General features: G+C 51.1%; 11 protein-coding genes. 6 read left to right on the top strand and 5 right to left on the bottom strand.

The window, feature by feature from the left end; all coding sequences use genetic code 11:
- Window positions 1-219: 219 nt before the first annotated feature.
- The 5 genes from JQN73_RS05540 to JQN73_RS05520 form a co-directional block, all read right to left on the bottom strand.
- A complete protein-coding gene (locus tag JQN73_RS05540) occupies window positions 220-3,981 on the bottom strand; it encodes a DUF748 domain-containing protein (RefSeq protein WP_205322119.1) in 3,762 nt (1,253 codons plus the stop codon).
- Window positions 3,982-4,310: 329 nt separating this feature from the next.
- Window positions 4,311-4,982 carry an HAD family hydrolase gene (locus JQN73_RS05535; RefSeq protein WP_205323203.1) on the bottom strand — a complete coding sequence of 224 codons (672 nt, stop codon included), beginning with the start codon at window positions 4,980-4,982 and terminating at the stop codon, window positions 4,311-4,313.
- Window positions 4,983-5,152: 170 nt separating this feature from the next.
- Window positions 5,153-5,851: a bifunctional 2-polyprenyl-6-hydroxyphenol methylase/3-demethylubiquinol 3-O-methyltransferase UbiG gene (ubiG, locus tag JQN73_RS05530; protein ID WP_205322118.1), complete on the bottom strand. Its 699-nt coding sequence runs from the start codon at window positions 5,849-5,851 to the stop codon at window positions 5,153-5,155.
- 362 nt (window positions 5,852-6,213) lie between these two features.
- Window positions 6,214-6,843, bottom strand: coding sequence for an outer membrane protein OmpA (gene ompA, locus JQN73_RS05525; protein ID WP_205322117.1), 630 nt, complete (start codon window positions 6,841-6,843; stop codon window positions 6,214-6,216).
- 294 nt (window positions 6,844-7,137) lie between these two features.
- A complete protein-coding gene (locus tag JQN73_RS05520; RefSeq protein WP_240162444.1) occupies window positions 7,138-7,860 on the bottom strand; it encodes an OmpA family protein in 723 nt (240 codons plus the stop codon).
- 420 nt (window positions 7,861-8,280) lie between these two features.
- Between JQN73_RS05520 and gyrA the strand changes: the two genes are divergently transcribed.
- The 6 genes from gyrA (at window position 8,281) to aroA (ending at window position 17,237) form a co-directional block, all read left to right on the top strand.
- On the top strand, window positions 8,281-11,022 hold the full coding sequence (gene gyrA / locus JQN73_RS05515; protein ID WP_205322116.1) for a DNA gyrase subunit A: 2,742 nt from the start codon (window positions 8,281-8,283) through the stop codon (window positions 11,020-11,022).
- 218 nt (window positions 11,023-11,240) lie between these two features.
- Window positions 11,241-12,350: a 3-phosphoserine/phosphohydroxythreonine transaminase gene (gene serC, locus JQN73_RS05510; RefSeq protein WP_205322115.1), complete on the top strand. Its 1,110-nt coding sequence runs from the start codon at window positions 11,241-11,243 to the stop codon at window positions 12,348-12,350.
- Window positions 12,351-12,530: 180 nt separating this feature from the next.
- Complete coding sequence (gene pheA, locus JQN73_RS05505) at window positions 12,531-13,604, top strand: prephenate dehydratase (protein WP_205322114.1); 1,074 nt, start codon at window positions 12,531-12,533, stop codon at window positions 13,602-13,604.
- Between the two features lie 216 nt (window positions 13,605-13,820).
- Window positions 13,821-14,927 (top strand): histidinol-phosphate transaminase, encoded by a 1,107-nt coding sequence (gene hisC / locus JQN73_RS05500; protein WP_205322113.1) that lies wholly within the window; start codon window positions 13,821-13,823, stop codon window positions 14,925-14,927.
- Between the two features lie 57 nt (window positions 14,928-14,984).
- Entirely contained in the window at window positions 14,985-15,884 is a 900-nt protein-coding gene (locus JQN73_RS05495) for a prephenate dehydrogenase/arogenate dehydrogenase family protein (protein ID WP_205322112.1), read from the top strand.
- Entirely contained in the window at window positions 15,885-17,237 is a 1,353-nt protein-coding gene (gene aroA / locus JQN73_RS05490; RefSeq protein WP_205322111.1) for a 3-phosphoshikimate 1-carboxyvinyltransferase, read from the top strand.
- The last annotated feature ends 6 nt before the right edge of the window (window positions 17,238-17,243 follow it).

Raw genomic sequence — 17,243 nt, 5'->3', positions numbered from 1 at the left:
GCGAGCAAAGCGGCCGATGCATACCGGGCTGATATCGTGCATTATTTTTACTTGCGGCGGGTTGCGACACAAGCGCGCACTTAGGCGGATTCTCCTGTCTACTATTCCTGCTATTGGTGCCCCTCCTGCTCTTCCCCGATGCAGCTTCAGTCGTTGATTTAAGAACGCCTCACGAACAACTTTATCGTTGCGCATGGGGCGTTTGGTTTTTTGCTGGCATCACTTCAACGCGAAATCCACACGACTCGGCGCGCCTTTATCTTTGATGCCATCGGCGCTGAGTTTCGGTGCGATCAGGAAGATTCTTTCTAGAGGAATTTTACCTTGGGTTTCCAGATAACCCCTTACTGCTTGCGCACGTTGATCTGCTAACGACCGCAAGTCGTCCTGGGTCACTTTGGTATTGGTCAAAATTAATTTCTCCATTTCTGGCATTGGGATGGACTTCGCGAATCCGATAACATTTTTTGGCTTATCGAATTTTTCGCTTTTGTAGACTTTCTCCATGTACTGCGATTTATCCGCGTCGCTGACGGCAGCAATGCCTGGTTCTGCAGCCGGTGCAGAAGCTGTATCTGCCGCGGCAGCGTCATCATTGGCTTTCTCTTTAGTACCGGTGCTCTTTTGTTTTAATGCGTTGAGTTTGTCGTTCAGTTGCTCTTGACGCAGACCGGCGTCATCCGTTGCCGGATCAACCCGTCCGATGATGTCCAACTTCAATGCTGGGCGATCCATTAATGCTTTGGTCAATGTATCAAGCTTGGTCTTGGTCGCCGCAGTCAGCATCGCAGAGCCGGGTTTGAACTCTGCGTAACCGAGTTCATCGCCACCTCCAAATGCTGAGCTGAGCAGGGCAAAAGGAGAGGTGACTGCTTTGGCGATCAGGTTGACGAAAACCCGCAATATAATGCCACCGACAGAGAATTGCGGATCTGACAGTGAGCCGGAAATCGGTAAATTGATATCGATCTGACCGTTGCGATCTTTGAGCAATGCCACAGCCAAACGGACTGGTAGTTTGGTGGCGCTTGGGCTGTCAATCTTGTCACCGAATGTCAGCTGATCGATACGGACATGGTTTTGTGCCGTGAGTTGTTGTTCCTGCACCTTGTAATTGACATCCATCGATAGCTTGCCTTTGACGATGGCATAACCGGCATATTTGGCTGCATAAGGCGTCAGACGTGGAAGCTCAACGCCATCCGCACTGGCTTTGATATCGAGGAACATTGGTTTGAAGAGTGGGTTAAGCGATCCGGAAATGGCCACCGGCGCATCATTGTCGATCTTCCCTTTGAGATCAATTGCGGCTGGTGCAGGTTTGTCGGACGCAATGGTGCCAACGCTTCCGGTCATGCCGGTCATATTGGCGGTGTAGTTTGGCTTGATGAAATTATCGGTAAAATTGACGTTGCCGTTTTTCAAGACGACTTGGCCAATCCGAATGACTGGGGCACTTTCGTCTACCTTTGGTGCTGGTAAGGTTGGGGCTACGGTGCCATCTGCTTTAACGGCATTGTTGGTGCTCGCTAGCGGCGTATTCGCTGGGCTTATTTCCGCTGCGGAACCGTCGGATTTTTTTGGGCCGGAGGCGGTGGCGGCTTCGGTGACGACGGAGGTTTTACCCGCTTTCGAGACGACGATATCCTGAAAATTTAATCTGCCCTCGGGCGATAAAATAGCGCGTGCATAAAAATCGTCAAGGGCGACTTTACCTAGACTGATGTTTTGATGCGCGCCGTCGATGTTGGCGTCAATGCCGCTAACATCGAGTGATTTCCATTTCAAAAAATCGGCACCGTTTTCTTTGTCGATCACGCTGAAATTGGTTAAGCGCAGCATCCCGTTATAGCGGGCAATCAGCGGATTTTTTCCTAAAGGTGGCGTCAGCTGCAGTTTGCCTTTGGCGTTCGCCTGACCACTCGATAAAGTGACATTGAGAAATTGGGCAAAATAAGGTTGGAGCGCGGGAATCGGCAGGCTTTGTCCATCAATCGCCAGATCCAGCGTCTTAAACTGTGGTGCAGCGCTGCCATTCACGGAAAGTTTTCCGCTTTTGTTGAGTCTCGTTTGTAACGCGATGGTGACTGTTTTGTCGCTCTTGCTGGATACGTTACTCACTTTTACATTCAGTGCGTCGGCACGCAAATTAACGGGTGGCGTCACCGATTTGTCGCTATACAGCAGCGCGCTGTCAGTGACCGCGACGCTATTGAGGTTGATTACCCATTCCGGACCTGATGGTTTGGCAGGCGTTGGTTTTACTTTGGCTGATTTGGAGGATGTGCCAGCAGTTTTGATGAATTGCTGAAGATTGATATTTCCCTTCGCGTCACGGCGTACGTCGGCCTGTATGCCGGCAACGGTAAACGCGGTGGCATTGAAAGTGCGGGCCTCCGTGTCAACTGTTGCGTCTTCGAGCTTGATTGTTTTAACTTGAACGCTACCGTTCGCGCTCGATTTAGCGGCAAGCTTAACGTCGCCAACCTCGGCGTTCAATTGGGTTAGCGCCACCTTTGCGCCGCTGATTGCCACAGTTGTTTTGAGTGATAACTGTCCAGACAGATTTGCTGCCAATGCACTGTTCAGATACGGTTGATATTGCGCCAGTGGAAGTGCATCGATACTTGCTTCACCGGTGACTGATGCGGTTGCGGGCGTGGCCTGTCCTTTGAATTTTATTTCTTGCGATGCGGCCACGCCGGTCGATACTGAAATGGTCGCAGGCTTTGCATCTGCGGCCAGCGAAAGGTTTTTGACATCGACGGTGAGATTTTTTAACTGGGTGCTGAACGGCGGGGAAGCATTTGCAGCGTCAGCCCAATTGATGGTGCCATCATGAATGTTGAATTGATCTAATGAAAATTGCGGCGCTGGTGGCGCTGACGACGCTGATGTGTCCACTTTTAACGCGGCTTTGGCGGTGGCGGGCGCGTTTCCGGCAGATTGTTTATTCGCTGCCAATGCTGCCCAGTTCAGAGCGCCGTCTGCATCCATTGCAGCCCATACTTCGGGCGCTTGAATATTAATTTTTCCGATCGCGGTGCTGGTGGTGAGGACGTCAAACTTATTGATATGTGCGTCGATGGTCTGTGCTTTAAACAGCGGTGCCGCGTGTTTGTCGGCGAGCGCAACATCACTGAGTTTGATGTCACCAGAAAGATTAATTTCGGGTTTGTCCTTGGCGCGAACGAACGTGAGATCGAGATTGGTGGAGAGCTTACTACTTTGTATCGTCAGTGGTAGCGGTACCGGCGAGAAGGCGACATAACTGGCGACGTCGAGTTGATCGATGTCTATCGCGAGCGTGGTGTCGAGACTGCTGGCGAACGGTTTCGAGCGACCTTTGAGTGCGAACGGCGAGCCGTTTACTTTCATGGACAGGCTTGGCTGCACGAAGACATTCACGGCGCTTTTGAAATTGGAGATGTAAGGCAAGCCAATGTTGAGTGCAGTGATACTGACATGCTTGGCGGTGACTTTGTCATCGAAGATGATGGTGCCGTTTTCCAGCCGTATATTGGCTACTGAAAAATGCGTTTCGCCTTCGGTCTTGGGTTTGGCCAGAATGCGGTCAATGATGTCAGAAAAATTATAACGTCCGATGCCTTCGGCACTGGTGCGAATAATGTGCACATTCGGACTCGATAACGTCACCTCCTGCAGTACCGGTGCTAATCGAAAAATCGAGGTGATCGAGGCGTCGACCAATAGGTTTTTGGCGGCAAAGGCGGGAGTTGTTTTGTCGACTTCGTAAAGGGTGAAGTCGGAGGCGCCGAGCGTTAGCGTGAACGGATTGAAGCTTATCTTTCCGATCGTGGCCTTCCGGCCGAGTTGTTGTTCGATTTGTTGTTCTGCCAGGTGTTTTGTGAGGGGTACAGCAATCCAGCTGAGGGCTGCTAAAATCACCAGTCCGGCAACAGTAAAACCTGTCCAGCGTAACGTTCGGCGAAGCCAAATGGGACGAGTCGAATTTGTCATAGAGAATTCCTTACTGGGCAACGACTATCAATATACTGCTTGAGGGGTTTGTTTGCCATAGCCTTAGCGCAAACATGGACGGGACACGCGGCTTGGAATTGGATAAAAGGCAACCAAAAACTATCCCGAAGTTGTCAGGATAGAGCTTCTGTACCGATGAAATTGCGATGATTTAGCGCGTCCGGCCGATAGCACGAAGCAGAATAGCTAACGCGCTTAGCGGGTATCGAGCGTGATTAAACTATTTTGATGTGACCGAGTTGGATGCAGTTCTCCGGGCAGGCAGATTGCATGACTCGCATGGCGCATATTGCTCGCATGCGTGGCGGTTACTGTGCCAATGACCGCTGGATCAATGCCATTAATTCATGGGGTGTTGTCGAAAGTGCATCGGCTTCCCACGTGATCGGCTCGGCATGGCCGCAATAGCCCCAGGCGGCAGCCACTGTTGGCATTCCAGCAGCGCGGCCTGCTTGTATATCGCGCAGATCATCTCCCACATACCAGCATTCTTGCGGTTGCAGATTCAGGCGTCGTGCAGCTTCTAATAAAGGTGCAGGATGCGGTTTCGGGTGCGCCGTTGTATCGCCGGAAATGACACAGCCAGCGTCTTGCAATCCAATTTGTGGAATTAAAAGATCGGTAAAGCGTGTTGCTTTATTAGTCACAACTCCCCATGCAAGACCACGCTGTTCGAGCTCTTGCAGGAGTAGCGAAACACCATCGAACAGACTGCTTTGTTCTGCCAGGGAAGCAGCATAATTATCTAAAAATGCAACGCGCAACGCTTCATAGCCATCGTCACCGGGTTTAAGACCGAATGCGACACCAATTAAACCGCGTGCACCAGCAGAGGCGAAAGGGCGCAACGCGTGATAGGGAGTTGTCGTCAAGCCGCGTTCAAGTTGGAGTCGGTTCATCGCTGCTGCCAGATCGGGAGCAGTATCGGCAAGTGTGCCGTCGAGATCAAACAGAATAGCGCGTGGTGTTGGCAGAGATATCATTTTTTGGAGAGGATCGTGGACGAGACGTTGATATGGGCGGCGCAAAGGAGATCACCACCCTTTAGATGGTGAGCACCTTAATTAAACCAGGCCGCTCTTGGAAATTGCAGGAACGAATTGACGATTAAAGATTAGGCGGCTAATGAAGGACGATTGCGTCGGCCATGTCATTCTGCGGTCCGCGTACACGCAATCAAATAATTAACGCTGATATCCTGATTGAGCGAGTAGATGCGGGTTAGCGGGTTGTAGCTCATGCCCTTTAAGCTATCGACCGTTAATCCGGCGTTGCGTGCAAACTGTGATAACTCGGCAGGGGTAATGAATTTTGCATAGTCATGCGTACCCTTTGGCAGCATGCGTAGCAAATATTCCGCACCGAGGATGGCGAATAAATACGACTTCGGGTTTCGATTCAACGTGGAGAAAAAAACTTTCCCTCCCGGTTTCACCAAAGTGGCGCAAGCACGAACAATGGAGGCAGGATCGGGCACGTGCTCCAGCATTTCCATGCAAGTCACTGTATCAAACTGGCCCGCTTCGCGTTCAGCCAGGTCTTCGGCGGCAATTTTTTCGTAATGTACTTGAACGCCGGATTCCAAACCGTGGAGGTCAGCAACTTTGAGGGCTTTCTCCGACAAATCGATCCCGGTGACGAAAGCGCCTTTCTTTGCCATCGACTCTGCGAGGATGCCACCACCGCAGCCAATATCCAGGACTTTTTTCCCGGCAAGGGCGGCGCGCGCATTAATCCATTCCAGACGAAGTGGGTTAATTTCATGCAGCGGACGGAATTCAGCATCCGGGTCCCACCATCGGTGGGCAAGATCACTGAATTTTTGGACTTCTGATTGGTCAACGTTCATATTCATTATGATAGCTGAAACGGACGGTTTGCGGAGTTGGTTTGGGGCGCGTAAGTCCGGATTTCCAAAGTTTGTTAGTGGAAACATCAGGCGACGGGACGTGGCGGGAGGGTAAATATCTATGCAGCATCAATCGACATTTCGCAAAGCCGATCGCTGTGTTTAAGTTGAGCGATGCCAGAGGGCAATAACGACGGCAAAGCATATAAAAGGTCAGTAATCAGTAATCGAAACTTTGAAATTACGAAGCGTCACGGGACATGGGCATTCGCGCGGCTAAATGGAAATATAGAGAGTGCGAGGTAAAAAGCGGACGTAAAAAAACCCCGCCGAAGCAGGGTTTTTGATCGAGTCTAAATCGATTACTTGGATGTACCAACGACTTCGATTTCAACGCGACGGTTTTTAGCGCGGCCAGCAGCGGTCTTGTTATCAGCGACCGGTTGTGACTTGCCTTTACCTTCGGTGTAAACACGGTTTGATTCAATACCTTTATGAACCAAATATGCTTTAACAGCTTCAGCACGACGGATCGACAGTTTCTGGTTGTAAGCAACCGAACCGATAGAGTCAGTGTGACCGACAGCAATGATGACTTCCAGGTTCAATTCACCCAGTTTTGAAGTCAAATCATCAAGCTTTGCTTTGCCTTCTGGCTTCAGTACAGCTTTGTCGAAGTCAAAGAATGCATCAGCAGCGAAAGTAACTTTTTGTGATGTTGGGGCGACAGCAACTGGAGCAGGTGCAGGAGCAGGAGCTGGAACTGGCGCAGCTTGTGCTAATTCACCATCGCAACCTGGTACTGAATCAGCTGGTGTCCAGTAGCCGGTATGCCAGCATAGGCCGTACGGATCACGAACGATCGTGCCGCGTGCGTCTTGCACGTAAGCACTCGTTGGAGTTTTAGCTTGGATATCTTTAATTTCCTGCGCTGAGGCAGTCAGTGCGACGACTGCGGACGCAGCGAAGACGAGTTTTGCTAATTTATTCATGTTTCTCCTCTCGGTTGAGATATCCGCAGATTAACTGCGCAACTAATATACGACATCAAAAATTGGATAATACCACGTGGTTCGAGCTGTTACATGTGAAATTGGCTACATGCAAGGCACTAGCCATCATTCTGCCACAGGCTGCTAATGGTAGCTAAGTATGGCAAAAGCTAGCACCACGTTTTTCTTGCTTCGTTGTTTTCGCACAACATATCAATTTGAAAACATCACTGCGGACATCATCATATATTGGTTTTCGGAACTATACGAATTATTTGTTGATGGCTGGTTAATTTACCGCGCTTCGATGCTTACGCGCCTATTGGGCGCAAGGCATTTGACAAGTTTGTTGTGGGTCAGTTTGTTGCTGCATGACATCAAAGGCTGCGATTTGCCTGCACCGATGGTGGTGATTGTGGCAATAATTCCCTTGCTCTTTAGGTAACTCGCAACGTTTTCAGCTCGTTGTGAAGACAATTGCTGATTGTAATGATCTGTTCCAAGACGGTCCGTGTAGCCGGTAATGGCAATTGCATTTGTCGCGCCGCAATGGATGAGTTGCGGGAGAACATCACGGTCTATTTGTTTTTTAGCATTTGTTGTCATGGCACTCTTGCCGAAGGTAAATGTCTGGTCGCCGCTGAGATTGAGGGAAAAACTGCATTGATTGGTAGAGGGTAGCGCTAACGGTAGCGCGGTGGGGGCGACAGCTATTTCCGGCGCGGTTATTTTCATGACAGGCGGAACGAGCTGCCCATCGCATCCGGTGATGGCCGCTTTGTCATCCCAGTATCCTGAGCGCCAGCAAAGGCCAAACTGGCTACGGGCGATTGGGCCACGGTTATCTTGAAGATATGCGCTGCTGGAGGTATTCGCCTGAACGTCAGAAGTTTGAGCAAACGCGATGGTTGGCGCAAATTGCGAAGCAGTGCCTATTAATAGACTAAGTGCGAGGAGTTGACGCATAAATATTTTCCTGAGGGTAATGGCGACGGTGACCTTATTTTTCGCGCCCACAATGACTGTGCGTTGTGCGCCCGAATGAATTGGGTTGAACTCAATGTAAGAAGCAAGATGCCTGTCTAAAATGCGATGGGCAGACGATTGGAAAAGCGCGCGGTATTAAAAATAGGGCTGCATGTTGATCGGAATAGAACCGCGTGATGATTTTGGAAGTTGCATTTAAGCATATTTTTTCTATGCAATATATTCATTTGACCCCTTGAGGCGAATTGCTTGCCGTGCGAAACGCCGATCAATGAGCGCCGCGTGCTAAAATCACGCGTCTCAATGCGAACCTTTGGCTGCATTCCCGGCTGATCCTGATGCTCCTAGTGAATCCATCGGCGTCACCCAAGTTGTTAAAATTGAATGCCAGGCCATGGTCAGCTTTTATCCGTGATCTATCAACCTAAGTAAAGACTCGCCGACTCGCTAATGGATCAATTCGCTAAAGAAACAATACCGATTTCCCTCGAAGACGAAATGCGCAAAAGTTACCTCGATTACGCCATGAGCGTGATCGTCGGACGTGCGCTGCCCGATGTGCGCGACGGCCTTAAGCCGGTGCATCGCAGGGTGTTATTCGCCATGCACGAAATGAACAATGTCTGGAATCGCCCTTACGTCAAATGTGCGCGTGTGGTTGGTGAAGTCATGGGTAAATATCACCCGCATGGCGACCAATCGATTTACGACACGCTGGTGCGTATGGCGCAGAATTTTTCGTTGCGCTACATGCTGGTCGACGGGCAGGGTAACTTCGGTTCAATCGACGGTGACGGCGCTGCGGCGATGCGTTACACCGAGTGCCGCCTGGACAAGATTGCCAGCGAAATTTTGGCCGATATCGATAAAGACACCGTCGATTTCGTCCCTAACTATGACGGCAAGGAAAAAGAACCGTCGGTATTGCCGACGCGCATCCCCAACCTGCTGATCAATGGTTCGTCTGGTATCGCCGTCGGTATGGCGACCAATATTCCGCCGCACAACATTACCGAAGTCATCAACGGTGCGCTGCACGTATTGCGTAATCCGGGTGTGACTATCGATGAATTGATCGAAATCATTCCAGCGCCGGACTTCCCGACCGCCGGGATTATTTACGGTGTTTCCGGTGTGCGCGACGGTTACCGTACCGGCCGCGGCCGTGTGGTGATGCGTGCGAAGACCCATTTTGAAGAGTACGGTCGTGAGGGCCGTACGGCTATCATCATCGATGAGTTGCCGTATCAGGTTAATAAGAAGGCGTTGCTCGAACGGATCGCAGAGTTGGTGCGCGACAAGAAGCTTGAGGGTATTTCCGACCTGCGCGACGAGTCCGATAAATCGGGTATGCGCGTAGTCATCGAGCTTAAGCGCGGCGAAGTCGCTGAAGTTGTACTGAACAATTTATACAAGCAAACGCAGCTGCAAGATACGTTCGGCATGAACATGGTGGCGTTGGTGGACGGTCAGCCGAAACTGCTGAACCTGAAGCAAATGCTGGAATGCTTCCTGTCACATCGTCGGGAAGTGGTTACGCGTCGTACCGTTTTTGAACTGCGCAAAGCCCGTGAACGTGGTCACGTATTGGAAGGTCTGGCGGTCGCGTTGGCGAATATCGATGATTTCATTGCGATCATCAAAGCCGCACCGACGCCACCAGTGGCGAAAGCTGGCTTGATGGAGCGGTCGTGGGATTCGTCGGTCGTGCGGGACATGTTGCAACGTACCGGTGCGGAAAACACGGCTGGAATTAACGCTTTCCGTCCGGAAAATCTGCCAGTGCATTACGGCATTCAGACTGATGGGTTATACAAACTGTCCGACGATCAGGCGCAAGAAATTCTGCAAATGCGTTTGCAACGTTTAACTGGCCTAGAGCAAGACAAGATTGTGAACGAGTACAAAGATGTGATGATTACCATCGCTGACTTGCTCGATATTTTGGCCAATCCAGAGCGTGTTACCGTCATTATTACTGACGAAATGAACGCGGCAAAAAACGAATACGGCATTGGTAATAAAGATGAACGTCGTTCGCAGATCGAGTTGAATCCAACCGATCTCGGCACTGAAGATCTGATCACGCCGCAAGACATGGTGGTGACGTTATCGCATACCGGTTACATGAAATCGCAACCGGTCTCCGAGTATCGTGCGCAAAAGCGCGGCGGCCGCGGTAAACAGGCGATGGCGACGAAAGAGGACGATTGGATCGATCAGTTGTTCGTAGGAAATACGCACGATTACATCTTATGCTTTAGTAACCGCGGTCGTTTGTACTGGCTAAAAATTTGGGAAGTGCCGCAAGGTTCGCGCAATTCACGCGGCAAGCCAATCGTCAATATGTTCCCATTGCAAGATGGTGAAAAGATTACCGTTGTACTGCCATTGTCCGGCGATAACCGCACGTTCCCGGAAGATCGTTACATTTTTATGTCGACCAGTCTGGGTACCGTGAAAAAGACACCATTGTCTGACTTCAGCAATCCACGTAAAGCGGGAATTATTGCGGTAGATCTGGATGATGGCGACTTCTTGATCGGCGCTGCGCTGACTGACGGACAACATGATGTAATGTTGTTCTCAGACTCGGGCAAAGCAGTGCGCTTTGACGAAAATGATGTGCGTCCAATGGGTCGTACTGCTCGCGGTGTGCGCGGTATGAATCTGGAAGACGGTCAACAAGTGATCGCTCTGCTGGTTGCGGAAAACGAACAGCAATCGGTTTTGACCGCAACTGAAAACGGTTACGGTAAACGCACGCCGATTACTGAATATACACGTCATGGCCGTGGTACCAAGGGAATGATCGCGATTCAAACCAGCGAACGTAACGGTAAAGTTGTCGCCGCGACGTTGGTTGAGCCGAGCGACGAAATTATCCTGATCACAACCGGTGGTGTATTAATACGCACCCGGGTCGCCGAAATCCGCGAAATGGGTCGTGCCACGCAAGGTGTGACGCTGATCGCAGTCGAAGACGGCACCAAGCTGAGTGGCTTGCAGCGAGTGATGGAAAGTGACGTCGAGGAAATAATGTCGGAAGAAGGCGCGACTGCAGGCGGTTCGACGGAAGCTGGATCTCCTGCCGCTTCAGATGAGGCGGATGCCGGTAACAATGTTGCGGGCGACGCATCGCCGGGCAACGAGAAGCCGGGCGACGAAAGTGGCCCTTCCGACGCTGAGTAAAAGTCTCTAAGAAGTCCGGTCAAGCAGGAGAGTTTTTTGCTCCGCCTCTCGCTTGACCGGATTGTTGTTTTAGGGGCGGCCAACCATCATGGAATGGTTGGCCTGAAGCAAGGAAGTTTGCTTCGACTATATATTCGTCTTTCTTCTTGTTACTCTTTTGGTATTTAGTAATTTTTTCAAAATCTCGCTGTCCTTAGCTTCTCTTGACGAGTGTCAACATGCCTATTTATAATTTTTCCGCCGGTCCCGCCGTATTGCCAAAAGAAGTGCTGCAACAAGCTGCTTTAGAAATGCTGGATTGGCATGGTAGTGGCATGTCGGTCATGGAGATGAGTCATCGCGGCAGCGAATTCATGTCAATTATGAATGCGGCACAACGCGATTTTCGCGAACTGCTAGGCATTCCGGATAACTATAAGTGCCTGTTCCTGCAAGGCGGCGCGATCGCCGAAAATGCCATTATTCCAATGAACCTGGCATCCCGTCTTAGTGAAGACAAATTGCTCCCAGGCATCGCGGATTACATCAACACCGGGTCCTGGTCGACTAAGTCGATTAAGGAAGCCAGGCGCTTTTGCAAAGTAAATGTAGCGGCGTCATCCGAGCCGCAGAAATTTGCGCAGATTCCAGCGCGGGAAAGCTGGCAATTGTCGCAAGATGCCGCGTACGTACACATTTGCACGAATGAAACTATTGACGGCGTTGAGTATCAGTTTACGCCCGATGTTGGCGCGGAAACTAACGGCGCACCATTAGTAGCCGACATGTCGTCGCATATTCTGTCACGTGCCGTTGATGTTTCCAAATATGGTGTGATTTACGGTGGTGCGCAAAAAAATATTGGCCCCGCCGGGCTAACGATTGTGGTGGTGCGTGAAGACTTGCTGGGGCATGCCATGCCGGGTTGTCCGTCTGCTTTTGACTGGAAAATCGTGGCCGACAACGACTCCATGTACAACACGCCACCGACCTATGCGATCTATATCGCTGGTCTGGTGTTTCAATGGCTAAAGCGTCAGGGCGGCGTTGCTGCGATGGAGCAACGCAATATCGCTAAAGCTACCTTGTTGTATGACTACCTTGATTCAACCGCTTTCTATCAGACAAAAATCGCGGCCGATTGCCGCTCGCGTATGAACGTGCCATTTTTTCTGCAGGACGAATCCAGAAACGAGGCTTTTCTCAGCGGCGCGAAAGAACATGGTTTGCTGCAGTTAAAAGGACATAAATCGGTTGGAGGCATGCGTGCCTCGATTTATAACGCGATGCCAATCGAAGGTGTTGAAACGCTGGTCGCCTACCTGAAAGAGTTTGAGAGGCTGGCTTGAAAGGCGGGCAGGCTGAAATACGTTTTGCAGAAAATATCAAGGCAGAACCGAAGCATAATTAACTTCTAAAGAAATTGACACCATTTGGACTTATGCATTGCGCTAGTTTGACCAAAGCTGGGATGTGTTTGCGTAAGTCCAATACATAAAAGACGCAAAGAAAGCGATGCGAGCTACCTCATGATCCAGGAAAAACTTCTACCGTTACGCCAAAAAATCGATGACATCGATGCAGAAATTTTGGTGTTGTTAAACCGACGTGCCCAGTTGGCACAGGAAGTAGGGCATGTAAAAGCGGAAACCAACGCTCCCGTGTTTCGACCGGAGCGCGAGGCGCAGGTGTTGCGCAGCGTCGCGGATCGAAACCCTGGCCCGTTGCAATCGGGGGATGTGCAAACGATCTTCCGCGAGGTAATGTCGGCTTGTCGGGCGCTGGAAAAACGGGTCACCGTTGCCTATCTCGGTCCAACCGGGACGTTCAGCGAGCAAGCTGTATATCAGCAATTTGGTCACGCGGTTGATAGTCTGGCGTGCGCGTCGATTGATGAAGTGTTTCGTGCCGCGGAAGCGGGAACGGCGGATTTTGGCGTGGTGCCGATTGAAAACTCTTCCGAAGGCGTTATTAATCGAACGCTCGATTTACTCTTGCAAACGACATTACGGATTAGCGGAGAGGTCGCGATTCCGGTTCATCACAGCCTGATGACCAAGGATGGCACGACAGATCTTGTCACGCGGATTTGCGCGCATTCACAAGCGCTGGCGCAGTGCAACGCATGGCTCAATCAGCACTATCCCAATATTGAACGTTTGGCGGTGGCGTCCAATGCAGAAGCAGCGCGTATGGCGAGTGAAGACCCGACGGTCGCTGGCATAGCGGGTGAACTTGCGGCGCAAACCTACGGCTTGCAAATTGTTAGCGCGCATATTCAGGATGATCCTCACAATCGCACACGATTTGCGGTAGTTGGTCGACTGCACACCACCCCAAGCGGCAAAGATCAGACTTCGTTAGTGTTGTCAGTGCCAAACAAAGCCGGTGCTGTGTATAGCCTGTTGTCGCCGCTTGCCAGTCACGGTGTCTCTATGAGTCGCTTCGAGTCTCGCCCGGCACGCATGGGTGCCTGGGAATATTATTTTTATGTTGATGTAGAAGGTCACGAGAAGGATGAAAAAGTGGCGAAAGCGTTGGCTGAACTTAAGCAAAACGCTGCTTTTTTCAAGTTGTTAGGGTCCTATCCGCTGAGTCTTTAGGGCTTTGCGGCGAAATCGCTGATCGCATGGATGCGATATTTTTAATCAGATTTTGATTCCAGCATTGAATCTGGTCGTTGCATCCAGCCTCTGCACTGACGGCTGAGTTTGACGACTGAATTTGAAGGCTAAATTCGACGACTGAATTTTGACTACTACTCCGTAGCCGCAAAATACCAAGACAAAATTTCCTGTTACTTATATAGAAAGTGCACGATGTCGATTCAATTAGGTCCAGATTACGTTCGCGCCATCGCGCCTTACCAGGGTGGTAAACCGATCGCCGAAGTCGCGCGCGAGTTCGGCCTTGATGAAGCGAAGATCATTAAACTCGCCTCGAACGAAAACCCGCTCGGAATGCCGGAGTCTGCCAAATTGGCGATGCAGGCCGCTATCGCGGATATTGGACGCTATCCCGATGCGAACGGATTTGAGCTGAAGGCCGCCATCACAGCTAAATATAATGTCCCCGCGGAATGGATTACGCTGGGCAATGGCAGTAACGATATTCTTGAACTTGCTACCCACGCGTTCGTGCAACCGGGTCAAGCGGCAATGTATGCCGAGTATTCGTTCCTTGTCTACGCGTTGGCGACCCAGGCGGTCGGCGCGCGGGCGATTGTCGTGCCCGCTAAAGATTTCGGTCACGATCTGGCTGCAATGGCAGCGGCTATTACAGCTGACACGCGACTCATTTTTATTGCGAATCCGAATAATCCTACCGGCACTTTTATTCCAGCAGCTGAACTGGAAGCGTTTTTGCAGGTATTGCCAGCGCATGTCGTGGTCGTCCTCGATGAGGCTTATAACGAATATCTGCCGCCAGAGTTGCAATACGAGTCAATTGCCTGGGTACGTCGGTATCCCAATTTGCTAGTCTCGCGCACAATGTCCAAGGCCTATGGCCTGGCTGGGTTACGTATTGGTTTCGGTATTGCGCAACCGACTATCACTGATTTGTTGAATCGCATTCGTCAGCCGTTCAATGTCAACTCGTTGGCACAGGCTGCTGCGATTGCTGCATTGAATGACAAGCCATTCTTGCAACGCAGTGCCGAAATTAATAGCGCTGGCTATGCGCAATTGACTGAGGCGTTTGACGCGTTAAAACTCGCTTATGTGCCATCGTTCGGCAATTTCGTGATGGTCAAAGTTGGCGAGGATGCCGCTGCCGGAGCGCGCGTGAATGTGGCTTTGTTAAAGCAGGGAATCATCGTTCGGCCAGTGGGAAATTACGGTTTGCCGGAATGGTTGCGGATTACGATAGGATTGCCACATGAAAATGCCGCTTTTATCGCGGCACTAAAGTCTTTGCTGGCGTGATCTGATCCGGTAGGTTTAATTTTTATCTTTTTTTCATTCCTTGTTGAAGCCCTCATCGTGTTTAAGAAAATTGCTATTTTTGGAGTCGGCCTGATTGGTGGCTCGTTTGCCCTAGCGCTCAAACAAGCGGGCATGGTCCAGCAAGTGGTCGGTGCCGGACGTAGTCTTGCGTCCCTGGAGCGAGCGCTAGAGCTTGGCATTATTGATGCCATCGCAGTGTCGGCGGCCGATGCCGTTGCGGATGCTGATCTGGTGTTGATTGCGGCACCGGTTGCGCAAACGGGATTGATTCTTGCCAGCATTCAACCTTATTTGCAACCGGGCACTATCGTTACCGATGCAGGGAGTACCAAAGGAGATGTAGAGGCGGCTGCACGCTTGGCGCTCGGTATCAAAATCGGCCAGTTTGTACCCGGTCACCCGATTGCGGGCCGAGAGAGCAACGGCCCGGATGCGGCGATTGCGAGTTTGTACGTAGGCAAAAAAGTCGTGTTGGCACCGTTGCCTGAAAATGTTGAGGCGGACATACTGCGGGTTGCCGCCGCCTGGCAACAATGCGGTGCAAACATTCACCGTCTTTCCAGCGCTCAGCACGACCTGGTGTTCGCCTCCGTCAGCCACTTGCCGCATCTGCTGGCGTATGCACTGGTTGACGATATCGCCAATAAGCCGTACGCCGAAGTGTTGTTTCAGTACGCCGCCAGCGGCTTTCGTGATTTCACACGCATCGCGGGCTCGTCGCCAGAGATGTGGCGGGATATTTCCCTGGCCAATCAGGATGCATTATTGCAGGAGCTTGACGCCTATCAGGCAAAGTTGACGCAGGTACGCGGGTTGTTGGCAGCACGTGATGGCGCGGGACTCGAGGCCATTTATCAGAATGCCCGGCAGGCCCGTCATCGTTGGATTAGCGCGATTGAAGCGGCGGAAAAACAAAATAAGGAAGGTGGGGATTAAATGCAAAACCAACAGACCAAACAGATCAAGAAGCACTATGCAAAATTTGTGGATTTGCATCCGGTAGCGAGATGTCAGGGCACGGTAAAATTGCCCGGTTCCAAGAGTATTTCCAATCGCACGTTATTGCTAGCGGCGTTGGCCAATGGCACCACCGAAATTCACGATCTGCTGGCTTCGGATGACACGCTGGTCATGCTCATGGCGTTGAAGCAATTGGGGGTGAACTGGGAGCAGACCGAGAACACTCAAAATTACACCGTGCATGGCTGCGGCGGAAGGTTTCCGACGCATCAGGCAGATCTCTTCATGGGTAACGCGGGGACCGCAATTCGGCCACTGACAGCGGCCTTGGCAGCGATAGGTGGCGACTATACGTTGCATGGCGTATCGAGAATGCATGAGCGACCGATCGGCGATCTGGTCGATGCGTTAAACGCCATAGGAACCCGGATTGATTACACTGGCGTGCCAGGCTATCCTCCGTTGCATATCCATCGGGGACAGGTGCATGCGCAACGGATGTCGGTGCGCGGCAATGTGTCTAGTCAGTTTTTGACGGCATTGCTGATGGCGGCACCATTAATGGCAATAGATCAGGCAGTGACGATTGATGTTATTGGTGAATTGATTTCCAAGCCGTACATTGAGATTACCTTGAATCTGATGCAACGTTTTGGTATATCGGTTGAGCGTGATGGCTGGCAATCGTTCACCATCGCCGCCGGTCAGGGTTATCAAAGCCCCGGCACGATCCATGTTGAAGGCGACGCTTCATCGGCCTCGTATTTTTTAGCCGCTGGTGCAATCACGGGCGGCCCGGTGCGGGTCGAAGGCGTCGGCAACAATAGCATTCAGGGTGATGTCCGATTTGTCGAAGCGCTGCAACAAATGGGTGCGAATATCACGATGGGCGACAACTGGATTGAAGTCTCATCGAATGGCGTATTAAAGGCAATCGATGCCGATTTCAACCATATTCCAGATGCCGCAATGACGATCGCCATCGCGGCTTTATATGCTGACGGTCCTAGCACTTTGCGTAATATTGCCAGTTGGCGCGTCAAGGAAACCGATCGTCTGAGTGCCATGGCAACAGAATTACGCAAGTTGGGTGCCATCGTGGAAGAGGGTGAGGATTATCTTCGGGTCACACCGCCAGCGGTTATGCAACCGGCCACGATCGACACCTACGATGATCATCGTATGGCAATGTGTTTTTCACTGGCATCGCTTGATGGCGCTGCGTTACGTGGTAACACGCAACGGATTAATGATCCGAAATGCGTGGCAAAAACTTTCCCCGATTATTTCGATGTTTTTGCAAAGCTCGCTGAGCAGACTTTACTGTAAGGCGAC

Source organism: Glaciimonas sp. PAMC28666 (genome assembly GCF_016917355.1).
Classification (GTDB): Bacteria; Pseudomonadota; Gammaproteobacteria; order Burkholderiales; family Burkholderiaceae_D; genus Glaciimonas.
The sequence above is the reverse complement of the archived record's forward strand: the minus strand, read 5'-3'. Positions and strand labels throughout refer to the sequence as shown.

Excerpts from the sequence above, each read along its gene's own strand:
- ompA (WP_205322117.1), bottom strand. The coding sequence starts at position 6,843 with ATGAATAAATTAGCAAAACTCGTCTTCGCTGCGTCCGCAGTCGTCGCA.
- serC (WP_205322115.1), top strand. The coding sequence starts at position 11,241 with ATGCCTATTTATAATTTTTCCGCCGGTCCCGCCGTATTGCCAAAAGAA.
- aroA (WP_205322111.1), top strand. The coding sequence starts at position 15,885 with ATGCAAAACCAACAGACCAAACAGATCAAGAAGCACTATGCAAAATTT.
- pheA (WP_205322114.1), top strand. The coding sequence starts at position 12,531 with ATGATCCAGGAAAAACTTCTACCGTTACGCCAAAAAATCGATGACATC.
- JQN73_RS05540 (WP_205322119.1), bottom strand. The coding sequence starts at position 3,981 with ATGACAAATTCGACTCGTCCCATTTGGCTTCGCCGAACGTTACGCTGG.
- hisC (WP_205322113.1), top strand. The coding sequence starts at position 13,821 with ATGTCGATTCAATTAGGTCCAGATTACGTTCGCGCCATCGCGCCTTAC.
- gyrA (WP_205322116.1), top strand. The coding sequence starts at position 8,281 with ATGGATCAATTCGCTAAAGAAACAATACCGATTTCCCTCGAAGACGAA.
- ubiG (WP_205322118.1), bottom strand. The coding sequence starts at position 5,851 with ATGAACGTTGACCAATCAGAAGTCCAAAAATTCAGTGATCTTGCCCAC.